The 21616-nt window shown below is 69.8% G+C and carries 21 protein-coding genes; 3 read left to right on the top strand and 18 right to left on the bottom strand.

Annotated features, from left to right (window positions below; translation table 11 throughout):
- Positions 1 to 318, bottom strand: a 318-nt coding sequence (locus ABFX54_RS51200; RefSeq protein WP_346114500.1) for an ANTAR domain-containing protein, incomplete at its 3' end; no start/stop codon positions are given.
- Entirely contained in the window at positions 315 to 4286 is a 3972-nt protein-coding gene (locus tag ABFX54_RS51195) for a HAMP domain-containing protein (RefSeq protein ID WP_346114499.1), read from the bottom strand. The genes ABFX54_RS51195 and ABFX54_RS51200, both read right to left, overlap by 4 nt.
- Positions 4287 to 4650: 364 nt before the next feature.
- On the opposite strand from ABFX54_RS51195, the gene ABFX54_RS51190 reads away from it, so the two are divergent.
- A complete protein-coding gene (locus ABFX54_RS51190; protein ID WP_346114498.1) occupies positions 4651 to 5910 on the top strand; it encodes a tyrosine-type recombinase/integrase in 1260 nt (419 codons plus the stop codon).
- Here the strand turns inward: ABFX54_RS51190 and ABFX54_RS51185 are convergent.
- From ABFX54_RS51185 to ABFX54_RS51135, 11 genes are all read right to left on the bottom strand, one after another.
- Complete coding sequence (locus ABFX54_RS51185; RefSeq protein WP_346114497.1) at positions 5795 to 6682, bottom strand: LysR family transcriptional regulator; 888 nt, start codon at positions 6680 to 6682, stop codon at positions 5795 to 5797. The two genes, ABFX54_RS51190 and ABFX54_RS51185, sit on opposite strands and share 116 nt — an antisense overlap.
- A gap of 362 nt (positions 6683 to 7044) precedes the next feature.
- The gene (fumC, locus tag ABFX54_RS51180; protein ID WP_346114496.1) at positions 7045 to 8505 is read right to left on the bottom strand and encodes a class II fumarate hydratase; all 1461 of its coding nucleotides are present in this window, start codon (positions 8503 to 8505) and stop codon (positions 7045 to 7047) included.
- Complete coding sequence (locus ABFX54_RS51175; RefSeq protein ID WP_346114495.1) at positions 8502 to 10169, bottom strand: NAD-dependent malic enzyme; 1668 nt, start codon at positions 10167 to 10169, stop codon at positions 8502 to 8504. The genes fumC and ABFX54_RS51175 overlap by 4 nt, the downstream gene beginning before the upstream one ends.
- Before the next feature lie 38 nt (positions 10170 to 10207).
- Positions 10208 to 10537: a hypothetical protein gene (locus ABFX54_RS51170; protein WP_346114494.1), complete on the bottom strand. Its 330-nt coding sequence runs from the start codon at positions 10535 to 10537 to the stop codon at positions 10208 to 10210.
- 67 nt (positions 10538 to 10604) lie between these two features.
- Positions 10605 to 11579, bottom strand: coding sequence for an NAD(P)H-quinone oxidoreductase (locus ABFX54_RS51165; RefSeq protein ID WP_346114493.1), 975 nt, complete (start codon positions 11577 to 11579; stop codon positions 10605 to 10607).
- Positions 11580 to 11850: 271 nt separating this feature from the next.
- Positions 11851 to 12186, bottom strand: coding sequence for a carboxymuconolactone decarboxylase family protein (locus tag ABFX54_RS51160; RefSeq protein WP_346114492.1), 336 nt, complete (start codon positions 12184 to 12186; stop codon positions 11851 to 11853).
- Positions 12187 to 12188: 2 nt separating this feature from the next.
- Positions 12189 to 12740: a hypothetical protein gene (locus ABFX54_RS51155; RefSeq protein ID WP_346114491.1), complete on the bottom strand. Its 552-nt coding sequence runs from the start codon at positions 12738 to 12740 to the stop codon at positions 12189 to 12191.
- 637 nt (positions 12741 to 13377) lie between these two features.
- Entirely contained in the window at positions 13378 to 13743 is a 366-nt protein-coding gene (locus tag ABFX54_RS51150; RefSeq protein ID WP_346114489.1) for an STAS domain-containing protein, read from the bottom strand.
- Between the two features lie 128 nt (positions 13744 to 13871).
- Complete coding sequence (locus tag ABFX54_RS51145; protein ID WP_346114488.1) at positions 13872 to 14522, bottom strand: TetR/AcrR family transcriptional regulator; 651 nt, start codon at positions 14520 to 14522, stop codon at positions 13872 to 13874.
- A gap of 127 nt (positions 14523 to 14649) precedes the next feature.
- Positions 14650 to 15093: a CBS domain-containing protein gene (locus ABFX54_RS51140; RefSeq protein WP_346114487.1), complete on the bottom strand. Its 444-nt coding sequence runs from the start codon at positions 15091 to 15093 to the stop codon at positions 14650 to 14652.
- Complete coding sequence (locus ABFX54_RS51135) at positions 15093 to 16073, bottom strand: helix-turn-helix domain-containing protein (protein WP_346114486.1); 981 nt, start codon at positions 16071 to 16073, stop codon at positions 15093 to 15095. Before ABFX54_RS51135 ends, ABFX54_RS51140 begins: the two co-directional genes overlap by 1 nt.
- Positions 16074 to 16151: 78 nt before the next feature.
- Between ABFX54_RS51135 and ABFX54_RS51130 the strand changes: the two genes are divergently transcribed.
- Positions 16152 to 16991: an alpha/beta fold hydrolase gene (locus ABFX54_RS51130; RefSeq protein WP_346114485.1), complete on the top strand. Its 840-nt coding sequence runs from the start codon at positions 16152 to 16154 to the stop codon at positions 16989 to 16991.
- A 72-nt stretch (positions 16992 to 17063) separates the two neighbouring features.
- On the opposite strand, the gene ABFX54_RS51125 is transcribed toward ABFX54_RS51130, so the two are convergent.
- The 5 genes from ABFX54_RS51125 to ABFX54_RS51105 all read right to left on the bottom strand — a co-directional run bounded on the left by ABFX54_RS51125 (position 17064) and on the right by ABFX54_RS51105 (position 21145).
- Positions 17064 to 17726, bottom strand: a complete 663-nt coding sequence (locus ABFX54_RS51125; protein ID WP_181308564.1) for a potassium channel family protein — start codon at positions 17724 to 17726, stop codon at positions 17064 to 17066.
- Complete coding sequence (locus ABFX54_RS51120; RefSeq protein ID WP_346114484.1) at positions 17719 to 19068, bottom strand: TrkH family potassium uptake protein; 1350 nt, start codon at positions 19066 to 19068, stop codon at positions 17719 to 17721. The genes ABFX54_RS51125 and ABFX54_RS51120 overlap by 8 nt, the downstream gene beginning before the upstream one ends.
- A gap of 285 nt (positions 19069 to 19353) precedes the next feature.
- Positions 19354 to 19683: a DUF3140 domain-containing protein gene (locus ABFX54_RS51115; RefSeq protein WP_346114483.1), complete on the bottom strand. Its 330-nt coding sequence runs from the start codon at positions 19681 to 19683 to the stop codon at positions 19354 to 19356.
- Positions 19680 to 19901, bottom strand: coding sequence for a hypervirulence associated TUDOR domain-containing protein (locus ABFX54_RS51110; RefSeq protein ID WP_346114482.1), 222 nt, complete (start codon positions 19899 to 19901; stop codon positions 19680 to 19682). The genes ABFX54_RS51115 and ABFX54_RS51110 overlap by 4 nt, the downstream gene beginning before the upstream one ends.
- A gap of 74 nt (positions 19902 to 19975) precedes the next feature.
- The gene (locus tag ABFX54_RS51105) at positions 19976 to 21145 is read right to left on the bottom strand and encodes an epoxide hydrolase family protein (RefSeq protein WP_346114481.1); all 1170 of its coding nucleotides are present in this window, start codon (positions 21143 to 21145) and stop codon (positions 19976 to 19978) included.
- Between the two features lie 112 nt (positions 21146 to 21257).
- Between ABFX54_RS51105 and ABFX54_RS51100 the strand changes: the two genes are divergently transcribed.
- On the top strand, positions 21258 to 21616 hold a 359-nt coding region (locus ABFX54_RS51100; protein WP_346114480.1), incomplete at its 3' end, for a helix-turn-helix transcriptional regulator.

The following is a 21616-nucleotide window of genomic DNA, read 5'->3' as shown; positions in this document are numbered from 1 at the left end:
CACGCGCAGCCGTACCGCGGCCTCGGGATCGGCCTCGCCGGCCGCGCCGATGCGGTCGCCGGCCACCGCGCGCGGCAGGTCGGCGGCGGCGTCCAGGCTGGAGACGCCCGCCTTGGCGGCGAGCGTGGCCAGTTGCTCGGCCGCCTGCGCGGGCCCGCATCCGAGCCGCTCGATCAGGACGCCCTTGGCCAGCTCGATCAGGGCGCGGTCGTCGGCCTCGCGCCGGGTGCGCTCGGCCTCGCGGCGCAGCCGTTCGACGGTCGCCGCCAGCCGGTCGAGACCGGGCTCGGCCCGCGAGGGATGGGAGTGGCCCGTCATCGGGACGGGTCCATCCAGTGCTGGATGCGCTCGATGAGATGGTCGGCGTCGACCGGTTTGGTGACGTAGTCGCTGGCCCCCGCCGCCAGGCTCTTCTCCTGGTCGCCCGGCATCGCCTTGGCGGTGACCGCGATGATGGGCAGGTCGGCGTATTGTGGCATGGCTCTGATCGTCTCGGTGGCCGTGTAGCCGTCCATCTCCGGCATCATGACGTCCATCAGGATCAGGTCGGTCTCCTCGTGGGCGGTCAGCGTGTCGATGCCCTTGCGGCCGTTCTCGGCGTGCAGCACGTTGATGCCGTGGATCTCCAGCATGCTGGTGAGGGCGTAGAGGTTGCGGGCGTCGTCGTCCACGACCAGGACCGTGCGGCCGGCCAGGGTGTTGTCGATCTCCCGGCCCTCCGCCGCGGCCACGGTGCCGGTCCTGACCAGGGGCAGCACGTCGCCGGGCTGGTCGGCGGTCAGGTGCAGGGCGATGCGCTCGCGCAGCTCGTCGAGGCTGGACAGCAGCTCGAGCGGCTGGTTGGCCAGGCTCACCTCCTGCTGCGGGTGGGAGCGCCAGTTGTTGTACGCCAGCACGGGCACGCCGTGCAGGCGCGCGTCCCCGTCCATGACCTCCAGCACCCGATATGCCGACATATCGGGCATGTCGAGATTTATCACGATGCAGTGGCAGGTCTCGCCGGCCAGCAGCACCCGGCCCGCCTCCTCAGCCCCGGCCGCCGTCACGACCTCCAGCGAGCCGCCGAGATGGTGCGCGCTCGCCAGATCGCCCACGACGCTCTCGGTCACCAGCGACAGCAGCCCGTGCTGCCGCTCCTCGATGACCAGCAGCCGCCGCGCCGCCATCGGCGCACCCTCGGCGAGCTGCGCGCTCTGCCGCTTCGCCGCGGGCACCACGGCCACCTGAGCGTCGAACCCGGGCCGCGCCACCGGCAGATACAGGCTGAACACGCTGCCCTGCCCCGGCGTGCTGTGCACCGTGATGGCCCCGCCCAGCAGGTACGCGATCTCGCGGCAGATCGACAGGCCCAGCCCCGTACCGCCGTACTTGCGGCTGGTGGTGCCGTCCGCCTGCTGGAAAGCCCCGAAGATCACCTCAAGCTGCTGCTCGGGGATGCCCACGCCGGTGTCGATCACCCGCAGCGCGATCGCCGGCCCGTTCGGGCGCACCGACGGCGGCAGCTCACTGGCGGCGGCCGGCTCGATGCGCAGCTCCACGCTGCCCGTCTCGGTGAACTTGACCGCGTTGGAGAGCAGGTTGCGCAGCACCTGGCGCAGCCGCGAGTCGTCGGTGAGCAGCTCGGCGGGCACGTTCGGCGCGGTGGTGACGCGGAAGTCGAGGCTCTTCTGGCCGGTCATGGGCCGGAACGTGGCCTCGACGTAGTCGAGCAGCTGCGGCAGTTGCACCCACTCGGGGTTGATGTCCATCTTGCCTGCCTCGACCTTCGACAGGTCGAGGATGTCGTTGATCAGCTGCAGCAGGTCGGAGCCGGCCGAGTGGATGATCCCGGCGTACTCGACCTGCTTGGGCGTCAGGTTGCGGGTGTGGTTCTGCGCCAGCAACTGGGCCAGGATGAGCAGCGAGTTGAGCGGTGTGCGCAGCTCGTGGCTCATGTTCGCCAGGAACTCGCTCTTGTACGTGGACGCCAGCGACAACTGGTGCGCCCGGTCCTCCAGCTCCTGCCTGGCCTGCTCGATCTCCAGGTTCTTGGTCTCGATGTCCTGGTTCTGGCGGACCAGCAGCGTGGCCTTCTCCTCCAGCTCGGCGTTGGAGCGCTGCAGCTCCTCCTGCTGCTGCTGCAACTCCTCCGAACGGGCCTGCAGCTCCACGGCCAGCCGCTGCGACTCCTTGAGCAGCTCGTCGGTGCGCGCGTTGGCCACGATCGTGTTGAGGTTGACGCCGATCGTCTCCATGAGCTGGTCGAGGAAGGCCCGGTGCACCGGCGTGAACGCCTGCACCGAGGCCAGCTCGATCACGCCCAGCACCTGCTCCTCGACCACGATGGGCAGCACGATCACCGACGTCGGCTCCGTCCGGCCGAGCCCGGAGGAGATCGTGATGTAGCCGGGCGGCAGGTCGGTCATCGCGATCGTCCTGCGGCTGCGCGCCGCCTGCCCGACCAGCGCCTCGCCCAGCTTGAACCGGGCCGGGCGATCGGGGGCCACCGGATAGCCGTACGCGCTGATGAGCTGCAGCTCGCTCTCCTCGGCCAGGAAGAACGCGCCGTACTGGGCCGCGACCAGCGGCGCCAGCTCGTTCATCACCAGCTCGGCCACGGCGGCCAGGTCGCGGTGCCCCTGCATCAGCCCCGACATGCGGGCCAGGTTGGACTTGAGCCAGTCCTGCTGCTCGTTGGCGCTGGTCGTCTCGCGCAGGGACTTCACCATCGAGTTGATGTTGTCCTTCAGGTCCGCCAGCTCGCCCTCGGCGTCCACGGTGATGGACCTGGTCAGGTCACCGGAGGTGACGGCGCTGGTCACCTCGGCGATGGCGCGGACCTGGCGGGTCAGGTTGCCCGCCAGCTCGTTGACGTTCTCCGTCAGCCGCTTCCACGTGCCGGACACGCCCTCGACCTCGGCCTGGCCGCCGAGCCTGCCCTCGCTGCCCACCTCGCGGGCCACCCGGGTGACCTCGGCGGCGAACGACGACAGCTGGTCGACCATCGTGTTGATCGTGGTCTTGAGCTCCAGGATCTCGCCGCGGGCGTCCACGTCGATCTTGCGGGTCAGGTCGCCCCTGGCCACGGCCGTGGTGACCTGGGCGATGCTGCGCACCTGGTTGGTCAGGTTGTCGGCCATCGAGTTGACGTTGTCGGTGAGGTTCTTCCACGTGCCGGCCACGTTGGGGACCCGCGCCTGCCCGCCGAGCTGCCCTTCGGTGCCCACCTCGCGGGCCACCCTGGTCACCTCGTCGGCGAACGCGCCGAGCGTGTCGACCATGGTGTTGATCGTCTGGGCGAGCGCCGCGACCTCGCCCTTCGCCTCGACCGTGATCTTCTGCGACAGGTCGCCGCGGGCCACGGCGGTGGCCACCTGGGCGATGCTGCGCACCTGGTTGGTCAGGTTGGAGGCCATGACGTTGACGTTCTCCGTCAGGTCCTTCCACGTGCCGGACACGCCCCTGACCGTGGCCTGGCCACCCAGGTTGCCCTCGGTGCCGACCTCGCGGGCGACCCTGGTGACCTCGTCGGCGAACGAGGAGAGCTGGTCGACCATCGTGTTCAGGGTGTTCTTCAGCTCCAGGATCTCGCCCCGCGCCGAGACCGTGATGCGCTGCGACAGGTCGCCGCGCGCGACGGCGGTGGCCACCTGCGAGATGTTGCGCACCTGGTCGGTGAGGTTGCCGGCCATGAAGTTCACCGAGTCGGTCAGCGCCCGCCAGGTGCCGGCCACGCCCTTCACGTCGGCCTGGCCGCCTAACTGGCCCTCGGTGCCGACCTCGCGGGCGACCCTGGTGACCTCGTCGGCGAACGAGGAGAGCTGGTCGACCATCGTGTTGACGGTGTTCTTCAGCTCCAGGATCTCGCCGCGCGCGTGCACGGTGATCTTCTGCGACAGGTCGCCCTTGGCCACCGCCGTGGTGACCTGGGCGATGCTGCGTACCTGGTCGGTGAGGTTGCCCGCCATGGCGTTGACGGACTCGGTGAGGTCCTTCCACGTGCCGGACACCGCCGGCACGTCGGCCTGCCCGCCGAGCCGCCCGTCCGTGCCGACCTCCCGCGCCACCCTGGTCACCTCGGAGGTGAACAGCGAGAGCTGGTCGACCATGCCGTTGAACACCGAGGCGATCTCGCCGAGCAGCCCGTCGGCGTCGTCGGGCAGCCTGGTGCGGAAGTCGCCGTCCCTGACGGCGGTCAGCCCGGCCAGCAGCCGGCGCAGCTCCTGCTCCTCGCCGGCCTCGCCCGAGCCTCTGGGACGCTTGACCCGTGCCGCCGAACGGGACGAGCCGACACTGGGATCGCTCATCGCATCTCCTTGAGCAACGCGGAAAGGTGCTGCCGGACGGAACGTCTGCGCGATGCGTAAGACCTCAAGAGGAATCCTCCTCAGCGGGCGATCGGCGATGAAGCAGAGCGCCTCTCCCCGGAGGGAGAGGATCGGTACCGGTCCTGCGTGCCTGAGTTGCTCAGGTAGCGGAGAGAGTAGCCGGACGCGCCCGCCGCGCGCGCTAGCCGCGAGTTGTCATCTACCTATCATTGATTGATCGCTCTCGCAGGTGTGTGGTACGTCCGGCGCGGCTCTCTCAGCCATCGTCACATGCGCGTTGATCTCCTGGTCATTGGGTGTGTGGCTCGTGCGACGGTGTCGGGGGACGCTCGTGGGGCGAAAGTTGATCATCGGTGATCTGCGGGCGCAGGAACTCGTGCATCACTCGGGCCGGGTGTCGTTCACGATCTTGGCTGCGGACGGTTCGGTGTGCGGGTTGCCCGACGGGTTCTTGCGAGGCCTGAGCGGCGGGACCGATCGAACGTATGCGTACCTGCTGGTGGATCATCTGCGGTGGCTGGAGTCCGAGGGGCTGACTGTCGAGGCGGTCTCGACGCAGGATCTCGAGCGCTACATGGGGGCGGTGGGCGCGGAGTTCCGCGGGCCGTTCGGGAATCCGTGGCGGGTGGGCAAGAAGCCCTATGCACAGAGTTCGCTGGACGGCGCGGCCGCGTGTCTGAAGGGGTTCTACGTCTATGCCGGATCACAGGGCGTGAACCCGGGCCTGGCGGAGGAGTTTTCGCAGCGGGGAGCGCGGCTGCCGACGAAAGCGGACCGGAAGCGGCTGTTTCTGGGGCATGTGGTCCAGCAGGTGGCGGCCAATCCGCTGCGGCCGGCCCGGGTGGTGCGGCGGCGACATCCGAAGATGCCACCGGAGGGCGCCCGGTCGGTGCTGCTGTCAGGGCTGGAATCGGCACGCGACCGGATGACGGTGACCTGGCTGGCCGACGGGGGCTTCCGAATCGGGGAGTTCTGCGGGCTGCATCTGGTGGACCTGCATCTACGCGAAGGCGCGGCTTGCGGGCAGTGCGCCTCGCCGCACGTTCACATCTGCCATCGAGAGCTCAACCGGAACCGCAGCCGGGCCAAGAGCAAACCGCCTTGGGCGGTCCGGAACGGGGTGGTGACCGGCGGGCTGGTGCGGCGGGCGAGCCCTGCCATGATTCATACCTACTTCGAGTACATGACCACGGAGTATCCGCGCGACGCGGGGCACGGGATGCTGCTGGTTCAGCTGCACGGGGCCCGCAAGGGTGAGCCTTGGGCAGCGGCGGCGGCTCGAGGCATGCTGAACCGGGCTGGGAACCGGCTGGGACCTGGGAAGATCAATCCGCACTCCTGGCGGCATCAGTTCGCCACCAACGTACTGGACGCCTCCGACGGGAACACCGTGATCGCCCGAGACGCGGGCGGCTGGGCCTCGGCGGTGACGGTCGATGATGATTGCCCCACACCGCGGGCTCAGGGATCAGTTTGTACACGGGCACTCAGACCGTACGGTGTCCGGCGATCGCGAGCAGCGCGCGCAATGGGGCGGCGGGTGCGGGTTGGGTCCGCCACACCATGGCTTTGGTGTAGCGCACCGAAGGCTGCAGAGGGATGATCGCCACCTTCTCGTCGTGTAGTGAGGGGTCCGTCTGCGCCGACAACGCGGTGCCGATGCCTGCTTTGACCAGCGCGACTTGGAGCGCGACATCGTTGGTCTCACAGCCTGGCCGGAATGCTTCGGCCCCGTCGCAGGCCGCGAAGCTCTCTTCCAGAAGAGTGCGCAGGCCGCTGTCGCGGGCGTAGGTGATTGTCGTCGGCCCAGCCAGCTCGGTCAGCGGCAGTCGCGCGAGCTTCGCGCGATCGTCGGCCGCCGGAACGACGGCGACGATCTCGTCTTCGAGCATGGTCAGCATCTCCAGCGTCCCGGGCAGCGGCATGGTTGGCAGGGCGACCACGGCGGCTTCGAGCGCTCCGTGGCCGATCCTGGCCAGGAGTTCGGCGCTGGTGCCGCCAATGAGCTCGACGGTGACGTTTGCGTGCTGGCGGTGGAACTCGCCGAGGATCGCGGGCAGGTCCGTGCGCTCGACGCCGTCGACGGTACCGATCCTCAGGGATCCGGACAGCACGCCGGAGCGGGCGGCGAACTCCGCGACGGCGGCTGCCGTCGCGGCCAGCGCCTGGCGGGCAAAGGGCAGTAGGACGTCGCCGCCGCGTGACAGCCGGACTGAGCGCGACGTGCGCTCGAAAAGCGGCTCGCCGAGTTCATGCTCAAGCGCCCGGATCTGCTGGCTGATGGCCGGCTGGGCGACCCGGCAGCGGGCCGCGGCCCGTGTGAAGGACTCCTCCTCGGCGACGGCCACGAAGTATTCGAGGGTGCGTAGCTCCATGAGGAAATGTCCTTGACCTTTCTCATCGGGCGGCAGCTAGATCCTGGCTTATCGATTTCAGGTTAACCCGCTTGCGCCGGGAACCGGCGCCGTCCGAACACCCAAGCGATCACCCCAGCAGCCGCGCCCCACAGCGCCAGGGGTGAGGATCGGCGTGGCGTCCTGGTGATCGTAGAAGTAGATGGCGGTGTGCTGACCGCCCACCGAAGCGCAAACGGATGTACCGAAGGGTGGGCCCGAGCGGTCATTTCGTCGGGTAGCCGGGGCACATTGCTGCGCCCCGGCCCCCTCGGAACCGTGCGTGCGACTTTCACCGCACACGGCTCAAGCACGCCCTGATGGCTTCTGGGAAGGTTGCAGACTCACGCCCCAGCGAACCCGTCACCCACCATGGCAAGCGGATCCACGACCTCGTCGAATGTCCTCGCGTCCACATGTCCGCTGGCCAAAGCAGCCTGGCGCAACGTCTGGCCCTTGGCGAGCGCCTCCTCGGCGATGTGCGCGGCGTTCTGGTAGCCGATAAGCGGACTGAGCACCGTGACGAGCATCAGACTCTCGTCCACGTACTGCCTGATCCTGCTCCGGTTGAGTTCGGTGTCCGCGACGGAATACACCCGGAACTTCTCCGCGCCATCGGCGAGAACGCGCGAGGAGTGCAGGAAGTTGTTGACGATTAACGGGCGCATCGCGTTGAGCTCGAAGTTGCCCTGGCTGCCGGCGAAGGCGACTGCCGTGTCGTCGCCGAGTACCTGGAGGGCGATCATGACCATCGCCTCGCACTGGGTCGGGTTGACCTTGCCCGGCATGATCGAGGACCCGGGCTCGTTCTGCGGCAGGAGCAGTTCGGCCAGGCCTGTGCGCGGCCCAGACGCCAGCCAGCGCATGTCGTTGGCGATCTTCATCAAAGCCACGGCGAGCCCGCGCAACGCCGCGTGGGCACGCACCATGGGGTCCAGGGAGCCCTGCGCCATGAACTTGTTCGGCGCCGTGATGAAGGGCTTTCCAGTCAGGTCGGCGATCCGGGCGGCGACATCGCGGCTGAAACCCTTGGGGGCGTTGAGTCCCGTCCCGACCGCCGTTCCGCCCAAGGCCAGCTCCAGAAGTCCCGTCCGGGCATGTTCGATCTCCGCGATACAGGCCTGCAGCTGGCAGGCCCACCCCGACCATTCCTGCTCGACGGTCAAGGGCACGGCGTCCTCCAGATGCGTACGCCCGATCTTGACCACGTCGTGCCACTGGCGGGCTTTCTCTTCGATCGTGGTGGCGAGCTGCCGGACCTGGGGCAGCAGGCGATCGTCGATCTCGAAGACCGCCGCGATGTGCATCGCAGTGGGGAAGCTGTCGTTGCTGGATTGGCCCATGTTGACATCGTCGTTGGGTGCCACCGGCTGTTGTGTGCCGAGCGTGCCGCCGAGCAGCTGGCAGGCCCGGTTGGCGATCACCTCGTTGACGTTCATGTTGCTTTGCGTTCCCGACCCGGTCTGCCAGACATAGAGCGGGAACTCGTCGTCCAGCTCGCCGGCGATCGTCTCCTCGGCGGCCCGGACGATCGCCCGCAGCTTCCAGTCGGGAAGGCGTCCGGCGGCCGCGTTGACTTGTGCCGCCGCCTTTTTGACGTACCCGTAGGCGCGGCAGACGGCCTTGGGCATGCGGTCGTCGCCGATGGAGAAGTGAATCAGGGAGCGTTGTGTCTGAGCGCCCCAGTAACGATCCGCGGGAACGTCGATGCTCCCCATGCTGTCGAACTCCGACCGCTCGCCCGTCGCGTCGATTCCGACGGGCACGTCGCGCAAGACAGGGTGTTGTCCTTCGTCCCGGCTCATGAGCGTTCCACCGCTTCGTTAGGCTGCGGAAGGTCTCGGTAGACCGGCTGCCACATCGCCTCGCGGACGGCTTCCACAAGGTTGGCGTGGGATCTCGTGGCGACCCCGTCGACGGCGGCGGCCTGGGCCACGGCGATCGCAACTGTCGCGGACAGCGCCCGCAGGTTCGCCACTGGTGGCAACAGAGCGGCTCCCGGTTTACCGACGTCCACCTGCCCGGCCACGGCCTCGGCGGCGGCCAGCAGCATGGAGTCGGTGACGTGCTCGGCGCCGGAGACGATCGTGCCCAATCCCAGGCCCGGGTAGAGCATCGCGTTGTTCGCCTGGCCGATGAAGTAGGTGACGCCGTCGTAGTCGACGGGGTCCACCGGGATACCGGCGGCGACCAAGGCCTTCCCTCGCGACCACTGCACCGCGTCCGACGGCATGACCTCGACGCGGCTGGTCGGGTTCGACAGCGGTAGCAGGATGGGCCGTTCCACTCCCGCCGCCAAGGCTTCGACGACTTCCCGGGTGAACGCACCGGCCACCGTGGAGGTCCCGATCAGGATCGTGGGCTTGACGTGCCGGATCGTGGTCAGCAGGTCGATCCGACCATCGGCCCAGTCCGCGACCTCGTCCTTCCGTCGCGAGTAAGGCTGCTGATAGTCCGGCAGGTCGGGCATGTCGTCAGTGACCAGGCCCTGCTTGTCGATGAGCCAGACGTTGTCCTTCGCCTCCTGTGCCGACGCGCCGTCCCGCACCATGGCAGCGTGGATCTGGTCGGCTATCCCGGTACCGGCGGTTCCGGCGCCGAACACCACGAGCCGCTGGTCCGCCCAGCGCTCCCCGGTCATGCGCAGGCCCGCGAAGACGGCGGCCAGGACGATGGCGCCGGTGCCCTGCATGTCGTCGTTGAAGATTCGGTAGCGCTTGGCATTTTCTACCAGGATGCGCCGGGCGTTCCCAGGGCCGAAGTCCTCGAAGTGCAGCAAAGCGTTCGGGAAGAGCTGAGCCGCCGTCTCCAGATATTGGGCGACGAACTCGTCGTAGCGCTTGCCGGTGACACGCGCATGGCGGTTGCCGAGGTAGGACGGGCTGTTGAGCAGGAGCTCGTTGTCCGTGCCGGCGTCGATGTTGACCGCGACGACTCGGTCGGGGTCGATGCCCGCGGCGGCGGTATAGACGGCGAGCTTGCCGATCGAGATGTCGGTGCCGTTCACGCCCCAGTCGCCGATGCCCAGGATCTCCTGCGCGTCCGAGACGACGATGAGATCGACGTCCTCGGCGCCGAGACCCAACGAGCGAAACGAGCTCTCCACGTCCTCGGGGTGGTCGATGGACAAGTACACTGCGCGCGAATCGCGGAAGTCGCTGGACCACTGCTCGATCGCTTCGCCGACGGTGGGGTCGTAGACGATCGGCAACAGTTCGGTGAGGTGGTCTACCAAGAGCCGGTAGTACAGCACCTGATTCTGGTTGTGCACCTCGTTGAGATACAGGTACCGATGCAGGTTGGAGGGCTGTTGCCGCAGCTGCGCGTAGGCACGGGCGGCCTGCTCGTCGAGGGTCTCGACGGCGGCCGGCAACCGGCCGACGATGCCCAGCTGGGCGCGCTGGGCCAGGGTGAAGGCGGTTCCCCGGTTGCGGTAGCGGTCTTGGAGAACGGTGGGTTTGACGGACATGCGGTTCCTTTGCGGTATGGCGGATCGAGGAGCCCGGCTCAAGCAGCGGTCGGTCCCGACACCTGCGTCTCGGGCCGCAGGTCGCAGAAGCCCCGCGGGTTGGCGGGCCGCTTTCCCTGCCCGATCTTCGCCGTCCGGCTCCAGGGCGCGCCGATGAGTCGTTTGGTCCCCTCGAGCATCGATTTCGGCTCCAGGTTGCGGTTGGTGTCGACCTCGCTGGCGGCGTGGGCCGTCATCGTGGCGTCGACCGGCTCGGGGTCGGCCCGCGCTCGGGAAAAGACCGGCTTCGGGTAGTCGACGAGCCGGTCGGAGGCGTCGTCCTCCCAGCCCGTCCTGGTCTGGAACCTGCGGTCGTTGAAGCCGGTCACCAACGGCCCCGGGTTAAACGGTCGCCACCTCGATGCCGAACTCCTGCAGTTCGTCGGCCCGGGAGGTTCAAACGGTCAGCACCACTTTGCCGACGACCTTGCCATCCGCCAGAAGTTGATGAGCTTGTGCCGCGTCGTGCATGGGCAGGACGGTGTCCACGATCGGCCGGATGCGGCCGTCGGCCACCATGGGCCACACGTTCGCGCGGACAGCGGCGACGATCTCCGCCTTCTGGCGGTGGCTGCGTGACCGAAGGGTCGTGGCCGCCACCGACCCGCGCTTGGCCATCAGCTCGCCGATGTCGAGGGCCGTAGGCGAAACGTCGCCCCCGATCATGACCAGACGTCCGCCGGCAGCCAAGGCGCGGACGTTGCGGGCGAGGTAGGGCCCTCCGACTATGTCGAGAATGACGTCCGCGCCGTGCCCTTGTGTGGCCTTCCAGACCTCGGTGGCGAAGTCCTCCTCGCGGTAATTGATCGTGACATCGGCTCCGAACTCGGCGCTTCTGGCCACTTTGTGTGGTGTTCCAGCGGTGGCCAGAACCCGGGCACCCGACGCTTTGGCCCACTGACTAGCGAAACTGCCGATGCCGCTGGTGGCGCCGTGGACGAGAAACGTCTCACCCGGCTTGAGGCGGGCCAGCATGGCGATGTTCGAGTAGACCGTGCAGGCCGCTTCAGGAAGGGACGCGGCCTGAACGAAGGAAAGGTTCGCCGGTTTGGGCAGCACCTGGCCCGCGGGGACGGAAACGGACTGTGCATAGCCTCCGCCGTTGAGCAGGGCACACACCTCATCGCCCACGGCCCAGCCAGCGACGCCTACACCGACTGCGCTGATGGAACCCGAGCATTCCAGCCCCAGCAGCGGAGAGTCGTCTGCCGGTACCGGGTACATCCCTTGACGCTGCAAGAGATCGGCTTTGTTGACGCCGGTCGCCCTGACATCGATGACGAGCTCACCCGGACCGGGTCGCGGCGCCTCAACGGTGACCCACTCCAGAACGTCCGGAGTTCCCGGCGTGCGTACCACCACGGCCTTCATTAGTCCTTCACCTTCCTCGTCTCGCTGATCTGCGTACGGACCGTGTCGGTCCCCACAGCGCGTTCCGCTGGGAGGCGACCGACACGGGTCGCCGCGTGGCGGTGGTGACCAGCTCGGCGAAGGACAGGCAGCCCGCCAGGCCAGCAGCCGCGAAGCCGAAGTGGCGGAACCTGCCACGGAGCCAAACCGCCGGCGAACCGCCCGGCCGCGCCGGTCGGCCCATGGGAGCAGGCGGTGACCTGCAGGACTGCAGGACGCCGGCTACGGTCCCTCACTCCAACAGCGTGCGGGCCGCGATCGCCGAGGCGCTGATGGCTGCGGGGAAGCCCGCGTAGAACGCGATGTGCGTGATGATCGCCCCGAGTTCGGCCTGCGTCACGCCGTTGTCGACGGCGTGACGCAGCTGCGCGGGTAGCTCGTCGGGGCGGTAGAGCGCCACCACCGCGGCGACGGTGGCGATGCTGCGGTCCCGGGGACTGAGGGCAGGGTCTGCCCACACCTCGCTGTACAAAGGGTCCTCCACCAAATCGGTGAGGGCCGGGGTGAAGGCGCGGGCCATTTCCCGGGGTGACACAGGCGTGGACTGAGGCTCGGGCTGTCCGGTCATTGTCAGCTCCGTGCCAGGGCATGGCGTGCGATGCTCGCGGCGAACAGCGGCGTCTCGCGGCTGTTGTGGTCGCCGGAGGCGGCCTGCCGGGCTGCGGCGGCCTCCTCGAAGGACTGCCCGTTCGCCTCCAGGAAGGCCAGGAAGTCGGTCGTGGGGTGACTGACGACACTGTTGGTGTAGGTCAGCGTGCCGTCGCCGTTGTCCTTGACGGACAGATCCCAGATCACCTGCACCGTGGTCCAGCCGTGCGGGGTCAGCACGTCAGAGGTGGAGACCATGTGGCAGTGCAGCTTCTCGGCGATCTCGGCGACATAGTGCTGGACCACCAGGCCGGTCCCGATCATCTCCACGTTGATCGACATCGGCCGGCCGTCGTCGGTCGTGGTGTAGCCCGCCGCCTTGTGATCCGGCGGAGCGCAGCGCTGGTACTCCTTGTCGGGCAGGTTCAGCAGCCAGTCGGCGATGTCGATCGACTCCAGCGGAGCCTCAATTGTGGCCGTGACCTGCGAGGACGACAGGACCATGTCGCTGACGACCTTGTTCTCCGTGCTCATGGCGATCCCTCTTTCTCTAGATTCCAGACCTCTCGATCCGACTGCCTTCCAGGCTCGCTGACCTCGAATGATAAGTCAAAGACGCATTACTTATGGTTTCAATAAGTACTCCTGATGAATCGCCGAAGCAGCGACCACCCCAGCTGGCGGCGCCGGGGACAGATAGGCGCCCAGAACCGCCAGACGACTCTGGCCGAACCGGCGGGCCACCAATGCCCAGCGCATCCGCACGTGGGCGGTCCAGCCATTGAAAGTCGTCGATGATGACCACCAGCGGCGGTCCGCGGTGCCCGCCGTCATTTCTCGTTCCGGTCCCTATGAGCGGCCAGAGCGCCGTTACCTCCAACCCTGGCCCCGGACAGTTCGCCGAGCAGTTGATGTCGGCCGAGGCCGGCGCGATCTGCGGTGCGGACTGCGGGCAGGTCGGCGAGCCCGTCTGAAGCCGGCCCATCCGAATTCCAGCCGGAGGGGCATTCCCGGTTTGTGATCGTCACACACCTGCGTGCCGCGTGAAGTCCCAGGTCGCCCTCGTGAACCAACAATCAGCGTTGAATAAAGAGGAACCAGGACGTGTACGGGTGGTGAGAACACTCTCACCCGCACATCCCGCCGCCGCGGCCGTGCCCTTCCGCCCTGCTCAGAGGGAGGGCTGCGAGGAGCGGGCGGCGGCGGCCACGGCATGCTCGACCGTGTCGTGCAGCGGCAGGTGCGCCACCACCCCCGTGATCTCGAAGAGCCGGGAGGGCAGCGGCTGCACGCCGGCCAGGCGCACCGCCCCGCCCTGCCTGAGGCAGTCGGTGGCGCACATCAGCAGAACGTGCAGGCCCGAGCTGTCCATGAACGGCACCCCCGACAGGTCGAACACCAGGGTCTCGGCCGGGCTCCGCCTGACCTCGCGCAGATAACCTTCGAGCTGCGCCCGGTTGGTGGCGTCCATCTCGCCGGTCACGGCGATCACGGTCACCTCGGGCAGGTGCTGGTGCGCCAGCGTCAAGGACGGCATCGGCGGGGTCACCGCTCTCGCCGGGGTAATGCGGCCATCAACGAAATATAGACCGCCGGACTCGCCGGCGACATCCCGCGTTCATGTCGTCGGGTCAGGCCGGGTCATGGCGTCGGGTCAACGTCGGGTCAACGTCGGGTCAACGTCGGGTCAGGCCTGGTCAGGCCGTCTGCCGGGCCGGGCGCGAGCAGCGACGACATCGTGGTGACCAGCACGTGCCCGACCTCCTCCGGCTTCAGCCGCCCCGCCTCCCGCTCCCGCGCGGCGGCGTGGATGATCGCGAAGAACGTGGTCACCAGCCACGGCAGCGGCAGGTCGTGCCGGAAGTCGCCGTCGCGCCTGCCGCGCTCGATGAGCGACCGCACGCGGCGCAGCGGGCGCTCGTGCCGCTCCCTGACCCGCTCCCCGGCCGGATCGGTGGCTGGCGCCCGGTCCGCGGCCAGGAACAGGCGGCGATGCCGGTCGAGCACCTCCCACGCCGACCGCAGCAGCCCGGCCATCGCCTCGGGGGCCGGCGCCGCGTCGATGCACTCGTGCTCCAGCACGGCGTCCGTCAGGTCCACCGCCCGGTCGAGCACGGCGCCGACCAGCGCCTCCCGCGAGGGGAAGTGGTGGTAGAGGACGGACGGGCCCACGCCGGCCGCCTCGGCGACGTCGGTCATGCCGGCCGTGGGGTCGGCGCTGAGCAGCCTGGTCGCGGCGTCGAGGATCGCGGCGACGTCCCGCTCGGCCTCCGCGTGCCGGGCGGGTACGGGCTGACGTGCCGCGGTCCTCACCATGGGACCAGCCTACGACCCCGTCCGCACCCGTCTCCGCAGGCACCACCCCAGACCGGCACCCGTTTCCGGTATTCACCACCTTTGACCGGCACCCGTTCCGCCGAAGCCGTGCCCAGGGGCGCCTTCGTCAGAGCAGCAGTGCCCGGTCGAGCAGGGACTGCAGGGTCACCGCCCCGAGCAGGCGATCACCCTCCACCACCGCCACCAGCGGGCTGTGCGTCCGCGCCATCAGCGCCGCCAGCTCCAGCACGGTCGCGTCCGGATCCGCCACCGGCAGCTCGCGCCGCTGCTCGGGCAGGCACTCCCGGACGCTCTTGCCGCCGAGCCGGTGCAGGAACCGGTCCGCGTGCGCCTCGTCCACCACCCGCGCCAGCGCCGGATCGTCCTGACAGTACGCCGGCACCGCCAGCCGCAGCACCTGCGTGCCGGGCAGGATGCTGTGCGGCCGGCCGCTCTCGTCCACCAGGATGAGGCCCGGCAGATCCAGGTCGGCCAGCAGCTTGGCGGCCTCAAGCGCCGGGGTGCCGAGGGTGACCGTCGGGAACTCGACGGCGAGATCGCGTGCGCGCATCAGTGATCCTCCGCGGGCCAGCCTAGCCAACCCGCACGGCCGGCGTTCCCGGCCAGGTCTGGCCGGCCGTCGCGGCCGGCGTTTCCGGTCAGGTTCGGCCGACCTGACCGGCGTTCCTGGTCAGGGTTGGCCGAGGTCGCGGCCGGTGTTCCAGGCCGGGCCCAGGCGAGGTCGTCGACCGCCAGGAACGTCTCGCCGGCCACGGCCGCGGGGGTCGTCCCGGTGAACGCCATGACGTCCCGGTGCAGGTGGGACTGGTCGGCGTATCCGGTGCCCGCCGCGACGGCGGCCGCGGGCTCGCCGGCGACCAGGCGGTGCGCGGCCTCGTCGAAGCGGACCAGCTTCGCGGCACGTTTCGGGGCCAGCCCGAGCTGGGACCTGAACCTGGACCACAGGCGCTTACGGCTCCACCCGACCTCGTCCGCCAGCCCGTCTATCCGGAGCACGCCGTGACCGGCCACGATCCGCCGCCAGGCCCAGGCCACCTCGGGGTCCACCGGCGGCCCGCATTCGCGGCGGCGGGCCAGCAGCGCCTCGGTCAGCGCGAAGCGTTCCGGCCACGACGCGGCCTCGCTCAGCCGTTCACGGATCCGCGGCACGTCTCGTCCCCACAGGTCGTCGAGGACGACCAGATCTCCGTCGAGCTCGGCGGGGGAGACGCCCAGGACCGCCCGGGCGACGACGGGCGACAGGCGCACCTGCACGCACTCGACGTTCTCGCCCCGCGCCCGTGCCGTGCCGCCTGAGCCGAAGCCGGGCCCGGCGACGAGGCAGCCCCGCTGCCGTCGCCCGGCGCCGCAGTCCACCACGGACGTGCCGGCGCCGAAATCGAGCAGCAGCGTCACGGCCGGGTGCGGGACCATCCTGAGCGCGTGCAGGTCGCCGACGCGGAACCCGGCCATGGTGACCCCGGCCGTCCGGCTGGGCCGGCGCGGGCGCGCGACCCCCCACTCCGCCACACCGTGCACGAACCTACGCACCGGGCCATGCTACGCGAGCCGGGCGAAGGGAACATTCGTTCAAGACGCCGCCGCCCACCGGCGGTCACCGTGGCGCACATGACTTCTTCCGACAAGACATCGCATACGACGGAGAGCTCGCTGCTGCCCGTGGACGGCGAGGACGTCCACGTGTGCCAGGACGGCCCGCGCGACGCCCCCGCGCTCCTGCTCCTCCACGGATCGGCGTCCTCCGCCCGTTCGTGGGACGCGCTGGTCCCGCTGCTGGCCGGATCCCACCGCGTCATCAGGATCGACCTGCTCGGGCACGGCCGGTCGGCGAAACCGGACGGCGACCACTACGCGCTGCCCGCCCAGGCGCGCCGGGTCGCCGCCGTCATGGACCTGCTCGGCGTCCGGCGGGCCGTGGTCGCCGGCCACTCCAGCGGCGGCGTGGCCGCCACCGCCCTCGCCGAGCTGCGGCCCGACCTGGTGACCGCGCTCGTCCTGATCAACACCGGGCCGGGGCTGGACGCCTTCATCGCGTCGGAGCAGGCCGCGATCAACCCGGAGACGTGGCCGCCGGCCGACGAGGAGATCCGCCGGTTCGCGAGCACCGGGTTCAGCCGCCCCGGCTACCAGGTGCCGGACGAGCTCCTGGACGAGGTGCGGGCCATGACCTACCACAGCCTCACCGCGACGATGGCGGCCACCAGCGCCTACCTGGCGCGGCGGGCGCTCCCTGAGCGGCTGGCGGAGCTGGGCAAGCCGCTCCTCGTGCTCTTCGGCGCGGACGACCGCAGGTGGCGGTCCTCGTCGGCCGGCCGCTACCGCGTCGTGCCCGGCGCGAGGGTGGAGCTGCTGCCCGGTCTCGGACACTCGCCCATCCTGGAGGACCCGCCGCGTACGGCCGCGTCCCTCCTGACCTTCACCGCCCGCCACGCCGCACGCGCGGACTGAACGGGACGACCCGCCCAGATCGCGCGCGCCTGCCCGCCTCCGGGCACGCCCCCGTTCCGCCGGTGATCTCCCTCAGGGCAGCTCGGCGAAGCGTTCGACCTGCTCGGTCCGTCCCGAGACCAGGACGATGTCGCCGTAGGTCAGCTCCGTGTCGGCCGTCGCGTACGTGAAGTCCTCGCCGGGCGGCTTCACCGCCACGATCGTGACGCCGTACTTGCGGCGCAGGTTGGAGCGGCCCAGCGGCACCCCCACGTACTCCTTCGGCGGGCGTGTCTTGGCCAGCGCGAAGCTCTCGTCCACCTGCATGTAGTCGAGCAGGCGCCCGCTGACCAGGTGGGCCACCCGCTCGCCCATGTCGTGCTCGGGGAAGACGACGTGGTGGGCGCCGATGCGGCTCAGGATGCGGCCGTGCTGGGTGCTGATCGCCTTGGCCCAGATGTCGTTGATCTCCAGCTCGGCCAGCAGCGACGTGGTCAGGATGCTGGCCTCGATGTCGCTGCCGACGGCCACGACCGCCTGGTAGAAGTCGGGGACGCCGAGCTGGCGCAACGCCTCCATGTCGGTGGCGTCGGCGGTGGCGATCTGGGTGATGTGTCCGGCCAGGCTCTGCGTGATCTTCGGCCGGTGGTCGATGGCCAGGACCTCGGTGCCGCGCCGGGTGAGCTCCAAGGCCAGCGACGTGCCGAACCGGCCCAGCCCGATGACGACCACCGGGTCGCCCTTGTACTCAACCAACGATGACTCGCTCCTCGGGTAGTTCGTAGTGTCGTGCGCGCGTGTTGAGGGCCAGCGCGGAGCCCAGCGTGAGCGGGCCGATCCGGCCGATGAACATGAGCACGACCAGCAGCAGGTGGCCGGCCGTGCCGAGGCTCGCGGTGATGCCGGTGGTCATGCCCGCCGTGCCGAACGCCGAGATCACCTCGAAGAGCACCACGTCGAGGCCGTGCGGGGTGAGGGCGAGCAGCAGGTACGTGGCCAGCCCCACGAGCGCCACGCCCAGCGTCGTGATCGTGACGGCCTGGCGCTGGGTGGTGTCCGGCAGCCTGCGCCGGCCGACGTTGACCCGGCTCTCGCCGCGCATCTCCGCCCACACGACGAAGGCCAGCAGCCCGATCGTGGTCACCTTGATGCCGCCCGCCGTGCCCGCGCTGCCGCCGCCGATGAACATCAGCAGGTCGGTGGCCAGCCAGCTCGACGGGTACAGCTGCGTGATGTCGAGGGTGTTGAACCCGGCCGAGCGCGGCATGACGGCGGTGAAGAACGCCGCCAGCACCTTGCCCGGGTCGTCGAGCCGCCCGAGCGTCCCCGGGTTGCTCCACTCGGTGGCCAGGAAGACGAGGGTGCCGAGCAGCAGCAGGGCCAGGCTCGTGCCGACCGTGATCCTGGTCAGCACGGACCACTTGCGCGGATGCCGCCACGCGCGGGCCAGCTCGAACACGACGGGGAAGCCGAGCCCGCCGACGATGCAGGCGAACGCGATCGTCAGGCAGATCCACGGGTCCGACACGAACCGGACCAGGCTGTCCGGCCAGAGCGCGAAGCCGGCGTTGTTGAACGCGGTGACCGCGTGGAAGGCGCCCAGGTAGAGGGCGCGGCCGAACGGCTCGCCGTACCCGATGAGGAAGCGCGCGACCAGGACGGCGGCGGCCACGCTCTCGCACAGCAGGCTGAACAGCACCACCTTGCGCACGACCCGGCGCACGTCGCTCATGCTCAGCGTCTTGGTCTCGGCCTGGGCCGCGATCCTGGCCCGCAGTCCTAACCGGCCCGACACGAGCAGCATGAACAGGGTGGCCAGCGTCATGATGCCGAGACCGCCCACCTGGACCAGCCCGGCGATCACCACCTCGCCGAACGCCGACCAGTGCGACTCGGTGTCGACGACGGCCAGCCCGGTCACGCACACGGCCGACGTCGAGGTGAACAGCGCCGCCATCCAGCCCGCCGACTCGCCGGACGCGCTGGCGACCGGCAGCGCGAGCAGGAGTGTGCCGACCGCGATGACCAGGCCGAACCCGGCCACGACGACCTGGGCCGGTTGCTGGAAGCGGAAGGTGAAGGGCAGGCGCACGCTCACCACCGCGCCTTGCGGCGGCAGCCGTCACCGTGGCACTCGCGCGCGCCCCACCGCCGGCTCCGGCAGCGGCTCGGGCAGCGGCCCCGGCAGGGGCTCTGACGCCGGCTCCGGCAACGGCCATCCATGGTGAACGCCTCCCCCAGGCAGCAGACCGGCAGTCGATGCCGACCCTACTTCCCGGTGTGCCGCGCACTACCGTAACAGGCCACGCCGCCGCCAGCGCACCTACGCCTCCTTGACGGAGAAACGCCGGATTCCTACGCGAAACATACACGCCCGGGGCGTTCACTTGAGCGGGTCATGGCCCCAGTTCATCAGCGAGTAGCGCCAGCGGGTGTCCTTCACGTCGCCGGAGGGACGCTGGGCCAGGTGCCGGCGCACGTAGCCGATCACCTTGCGCATGTGGGCGTAGTCGGCGTCGGTCCGGTCGGACTCCTTCCCCTGCAGCAGCTTGACGATCTTGCGGCCGGACTCGTGGCCCACGGACTCACCGCCGCCGTCCTTCTGGCCGACGGACTTCGACTCGTCCGTGGCCAGCCAGCGTTCGAGCTCTTTCGCGGTCATGTTCACGACCTCGCCGAACTCGGCCGCGACGGCCTTGCCGTCCTCGCTCACCTGCCGCCCTTACGCAGCGCGGACGGCTTGTGCACGGCCTTCTTGCCGCTCTTCTCGCTGCGTACGACGTACTGGGGGTCGTCGGGCGAGGCGGCGACCTCGCGGCCCGCCTCGTGCTGCCGCTCGGTCAGCTTCTTCTCGACCTTGCCCTTGGCGGTGGAGCCATGGCTGCGCCAGGTGACCTCGTCGCCCGGCTCGGGCTCCCTCTTCTTCGTCATGTGGACCCGGGCTACCCGGCGCCCCGCCCCGTACCCGCCGCCTGCCGTTTCTTTACGCTTACGCGCCGGAGCACTCAGGTGAGCGAGCCGAAGAACGCGCGCAGCTCCGCGATCAGCACCTCCGGCGTCTCCAAGGCCGCGAAGTGGCCGCCGTGGCCGAACTCCGACCAGCGCACCACGTGGTGCGCCTGCTCGGCCAGCGGCCGCACCGAGAAGTCCGTCGGGAACACCGCCACGGCCGTCGGCACGCTCCCTCGCTCGACCGGCCGCCACATGTCCGGATCGGTGAACCGCTCGAAGTACGTGTGCGCGGACGAACCCGCCGTCCCCGTGAACCAGTAGACGCTCACGTCGGTCAGGATCCGGTCCCGGTCCACGGCGTCCTCGGGCAGCTCGGCGGCCGGATCCGTCCAGTCCTTGAACTTCTCGACGATCCAGGCGAGCTGCCCGGCGGGGGAGTCGTGCAGCGCGGCGGCCAGGGTCTGCGGGCGGGTGCCCTGCAGCCGCAGGTACGCGCCGAGCCGCTCCTGCCACTCCTCCATCCCGGCCAGCCGGGCCCGCTCGGCCTCCGTCAGCGCGCCCATCACCGCCGGGTCGCCGGTGGGGAACGTCAGCAGCGCGTTGACGTGCACGCCGATGACGTGCTCCGGCGCGGCCCGGCCGATCAGCGGCGCGATGAAGGCCGAGACGTCGCCGCCCTGGACGCCGTACCGGTCGTAGCCCAGCCGGTCCATCAGCGCGGCCAGCGCGGCGGCCGTGCGGCCGTCGGTCCAGCCGGTGCCGGGCAGCGGCCCGGAGAAGCCGTAGCCGGGCAGCGACGGGATCACCAGGTGGAAGGCGGGCGAGGCGGCGTCACCGCCGTGCGCGGCCGGGTCGGTGAGCGGGCCGATCAGGTCGAGGAACTCGATCACGCCGCCCGGCCAGCCGTGCAGGAGCAGCAGCGGGGTGGCGTCCGGCACGGCCGAGCGCACGTGCAGGAAGTGCACGTCCGCGCCGTCGACGGTGGTGACGAACTGCCGGTACGCGTTCAGCGCCGCCTCCTGGGCGCGCCAGTCGAAGCCGTCGGCCCAGTACGCGGCCAGGTCGCGCAGGTAGCTCGTGGGCACGCCGCGCTCCCAGCCGGCGCCGGGCAGGTCGGGAGCCCAGCGGGTACGCCGGAGCCGGTCGCGCAGGTCGTCCAGCCCTGCCTGCGGAATCTCGATGCGGTACGGGCGGATCTGGGAGGTGCTGTCGCTCTTCGTCATGTCTCCGACGATAGGAACGATCGGTGTCAGCTTCTGGCACCGATTCGACAGCAGAAACGCTGGGAAAATTGGTGTCATCTCCTGGCATCGATTCCACGGCAGAATCGAGGTCATGCTGGAGACCTCGGCGCGGCTGCTGCGCCTGCTGTCCCTCCTGCAGTCGCGGACGGACTGGACCGGCGCCGAGCTGGCCGGACGCCTCCAGGTCGGGTTGCGTACCGTGCGGCGCGACATCGACCGGCTGCGCGAGCTCGGCTACCCCGTGGACGCCACCCCCGGCGTGGCGGGCGGCTACCGGCTGGGGCCCGGGGCCGCGCTGCCGCCGCTGCTGCTCGACGACGAGGAGGCGGTCGCCGTGGCCATCAGCCTGCGCACGGCCGCCACCGGCAGCGTCGCGGGGCTGGAGGAGGGCGCGCTGCGGGCCCTGGCGAAACTGGAGCAGGTGCTGCCGTCCCGGCTGCGGCGGCGGGT

Source organism: Nonomuraea maheshkhaliensis (genome assembly GCF_039529435.1).
Classification (GTDB): domain Bacteria; phylum Actinomycetota; class Actinomycetes; order Streptosporangiales; family Streptosporangiaceae; genus Nonomuraea; species Nonomuraea maheshkhaliensis.
The sequence above is the reverse complement of the archived record's forward strand: the minus strand, read 5'-3'. Positions and strand labels throughout refer to the sequence as shown.

Bases quoted from the DNA above. Each gene is read 5' to 3' on its own strand.
- ABFX54_RS51195 (WP_346114499.1), bottom strand. From the start codon at position 4,286: ATGAGCGATCCCAGTGTCGGCTCGTCCCGTTCGGCGGCACGGGTCAAG.
- ABFX54_RS51185 (WP_346114497.1), bottom strand. From the start codon at position 6,682: ATGGAGCTACGCACCCTCGAATACTTCGTGGCCGTCGCCGAGGAGGAG.
- fumC (WP_346114496.1), bottom strand. From the start codon at position 8,505: ATGAGCCGGGACGAAGGACAACACCCTGTCTTGCGCGACGTGCCCGTC.
- ABFX54_RS51175 (WP_346114495.1), bottom strand. From the start codon at position 10,169: ATGTCCGTCAAACCCACCGTTCTCCAAGACCGCTACCGCAACCGGGGA.
- ABFX54_RS51165 (WP_346114493.1), bottom strand. From the start codon at position 11,579: ATGAAGGCCGTGGTGGTACGCACGCCGGGAACTCCGGACGTTCTGGAG.
- ABFX54_RS51160 (WP_346114492.1), bottom strand. From the start codon at position 12,186: ATGACCGGACAGCCCGAGCCTCAGTCCACGCCTGTGTCACCCCGGGAA.
- ABFX54_RS51155 (WP_346114491.1), bottom strand. From the start codon at position 12,740: ATGAGCACGGAGAACAAGGTCGTCAGCGACATGGTCCTGTCGTCCTCG.
- ABFX54_RS51150 (WP_346114489.1), bottom strand. From the start codon at position 13,743: ATGCCGTCCTTGACGCTGGCGCACCAGCACCTGCCCGAGGTGACCGTG.
- ABFX54_RS51145 (WP_346114488.1), bottom strand. From the start codon at position 14,522: ATGGTGAGGACCGCGGCACGTCAGCCCGTACCCGCCCGGCACGCGGAG.
- ABFX54_RS51140 (WP_346114487.1), bottom strand. From the start codon at position 15,093: ATGCGCGCACGCGATCTCGCCGTCGAGTTCCCGACGGTCACCCTCGGC.
- ABFX54_RS51130 (WP_346114485.1), top strand. From the start codon at position 16,152: ATGACTTCTTCCGACAAGACATCGCATACGACGGAGAGCTCGCTGCTG.
- ABFX54_RS51110 (WP_346114482.1), bottom strand. From the start codon at position 19,901: ATGACGAAGAAGAGGGAGCCCGAGCCGGGCGACGAGGTCACCTGGCGC.
- ABFX54_RS51105 (WP_346114481.1), bottom strand. From the start codon at position 21,145: ATGACGAAGAGCGACAGCACCTCCCAGATCCGCCCGTACCGCATCGAG.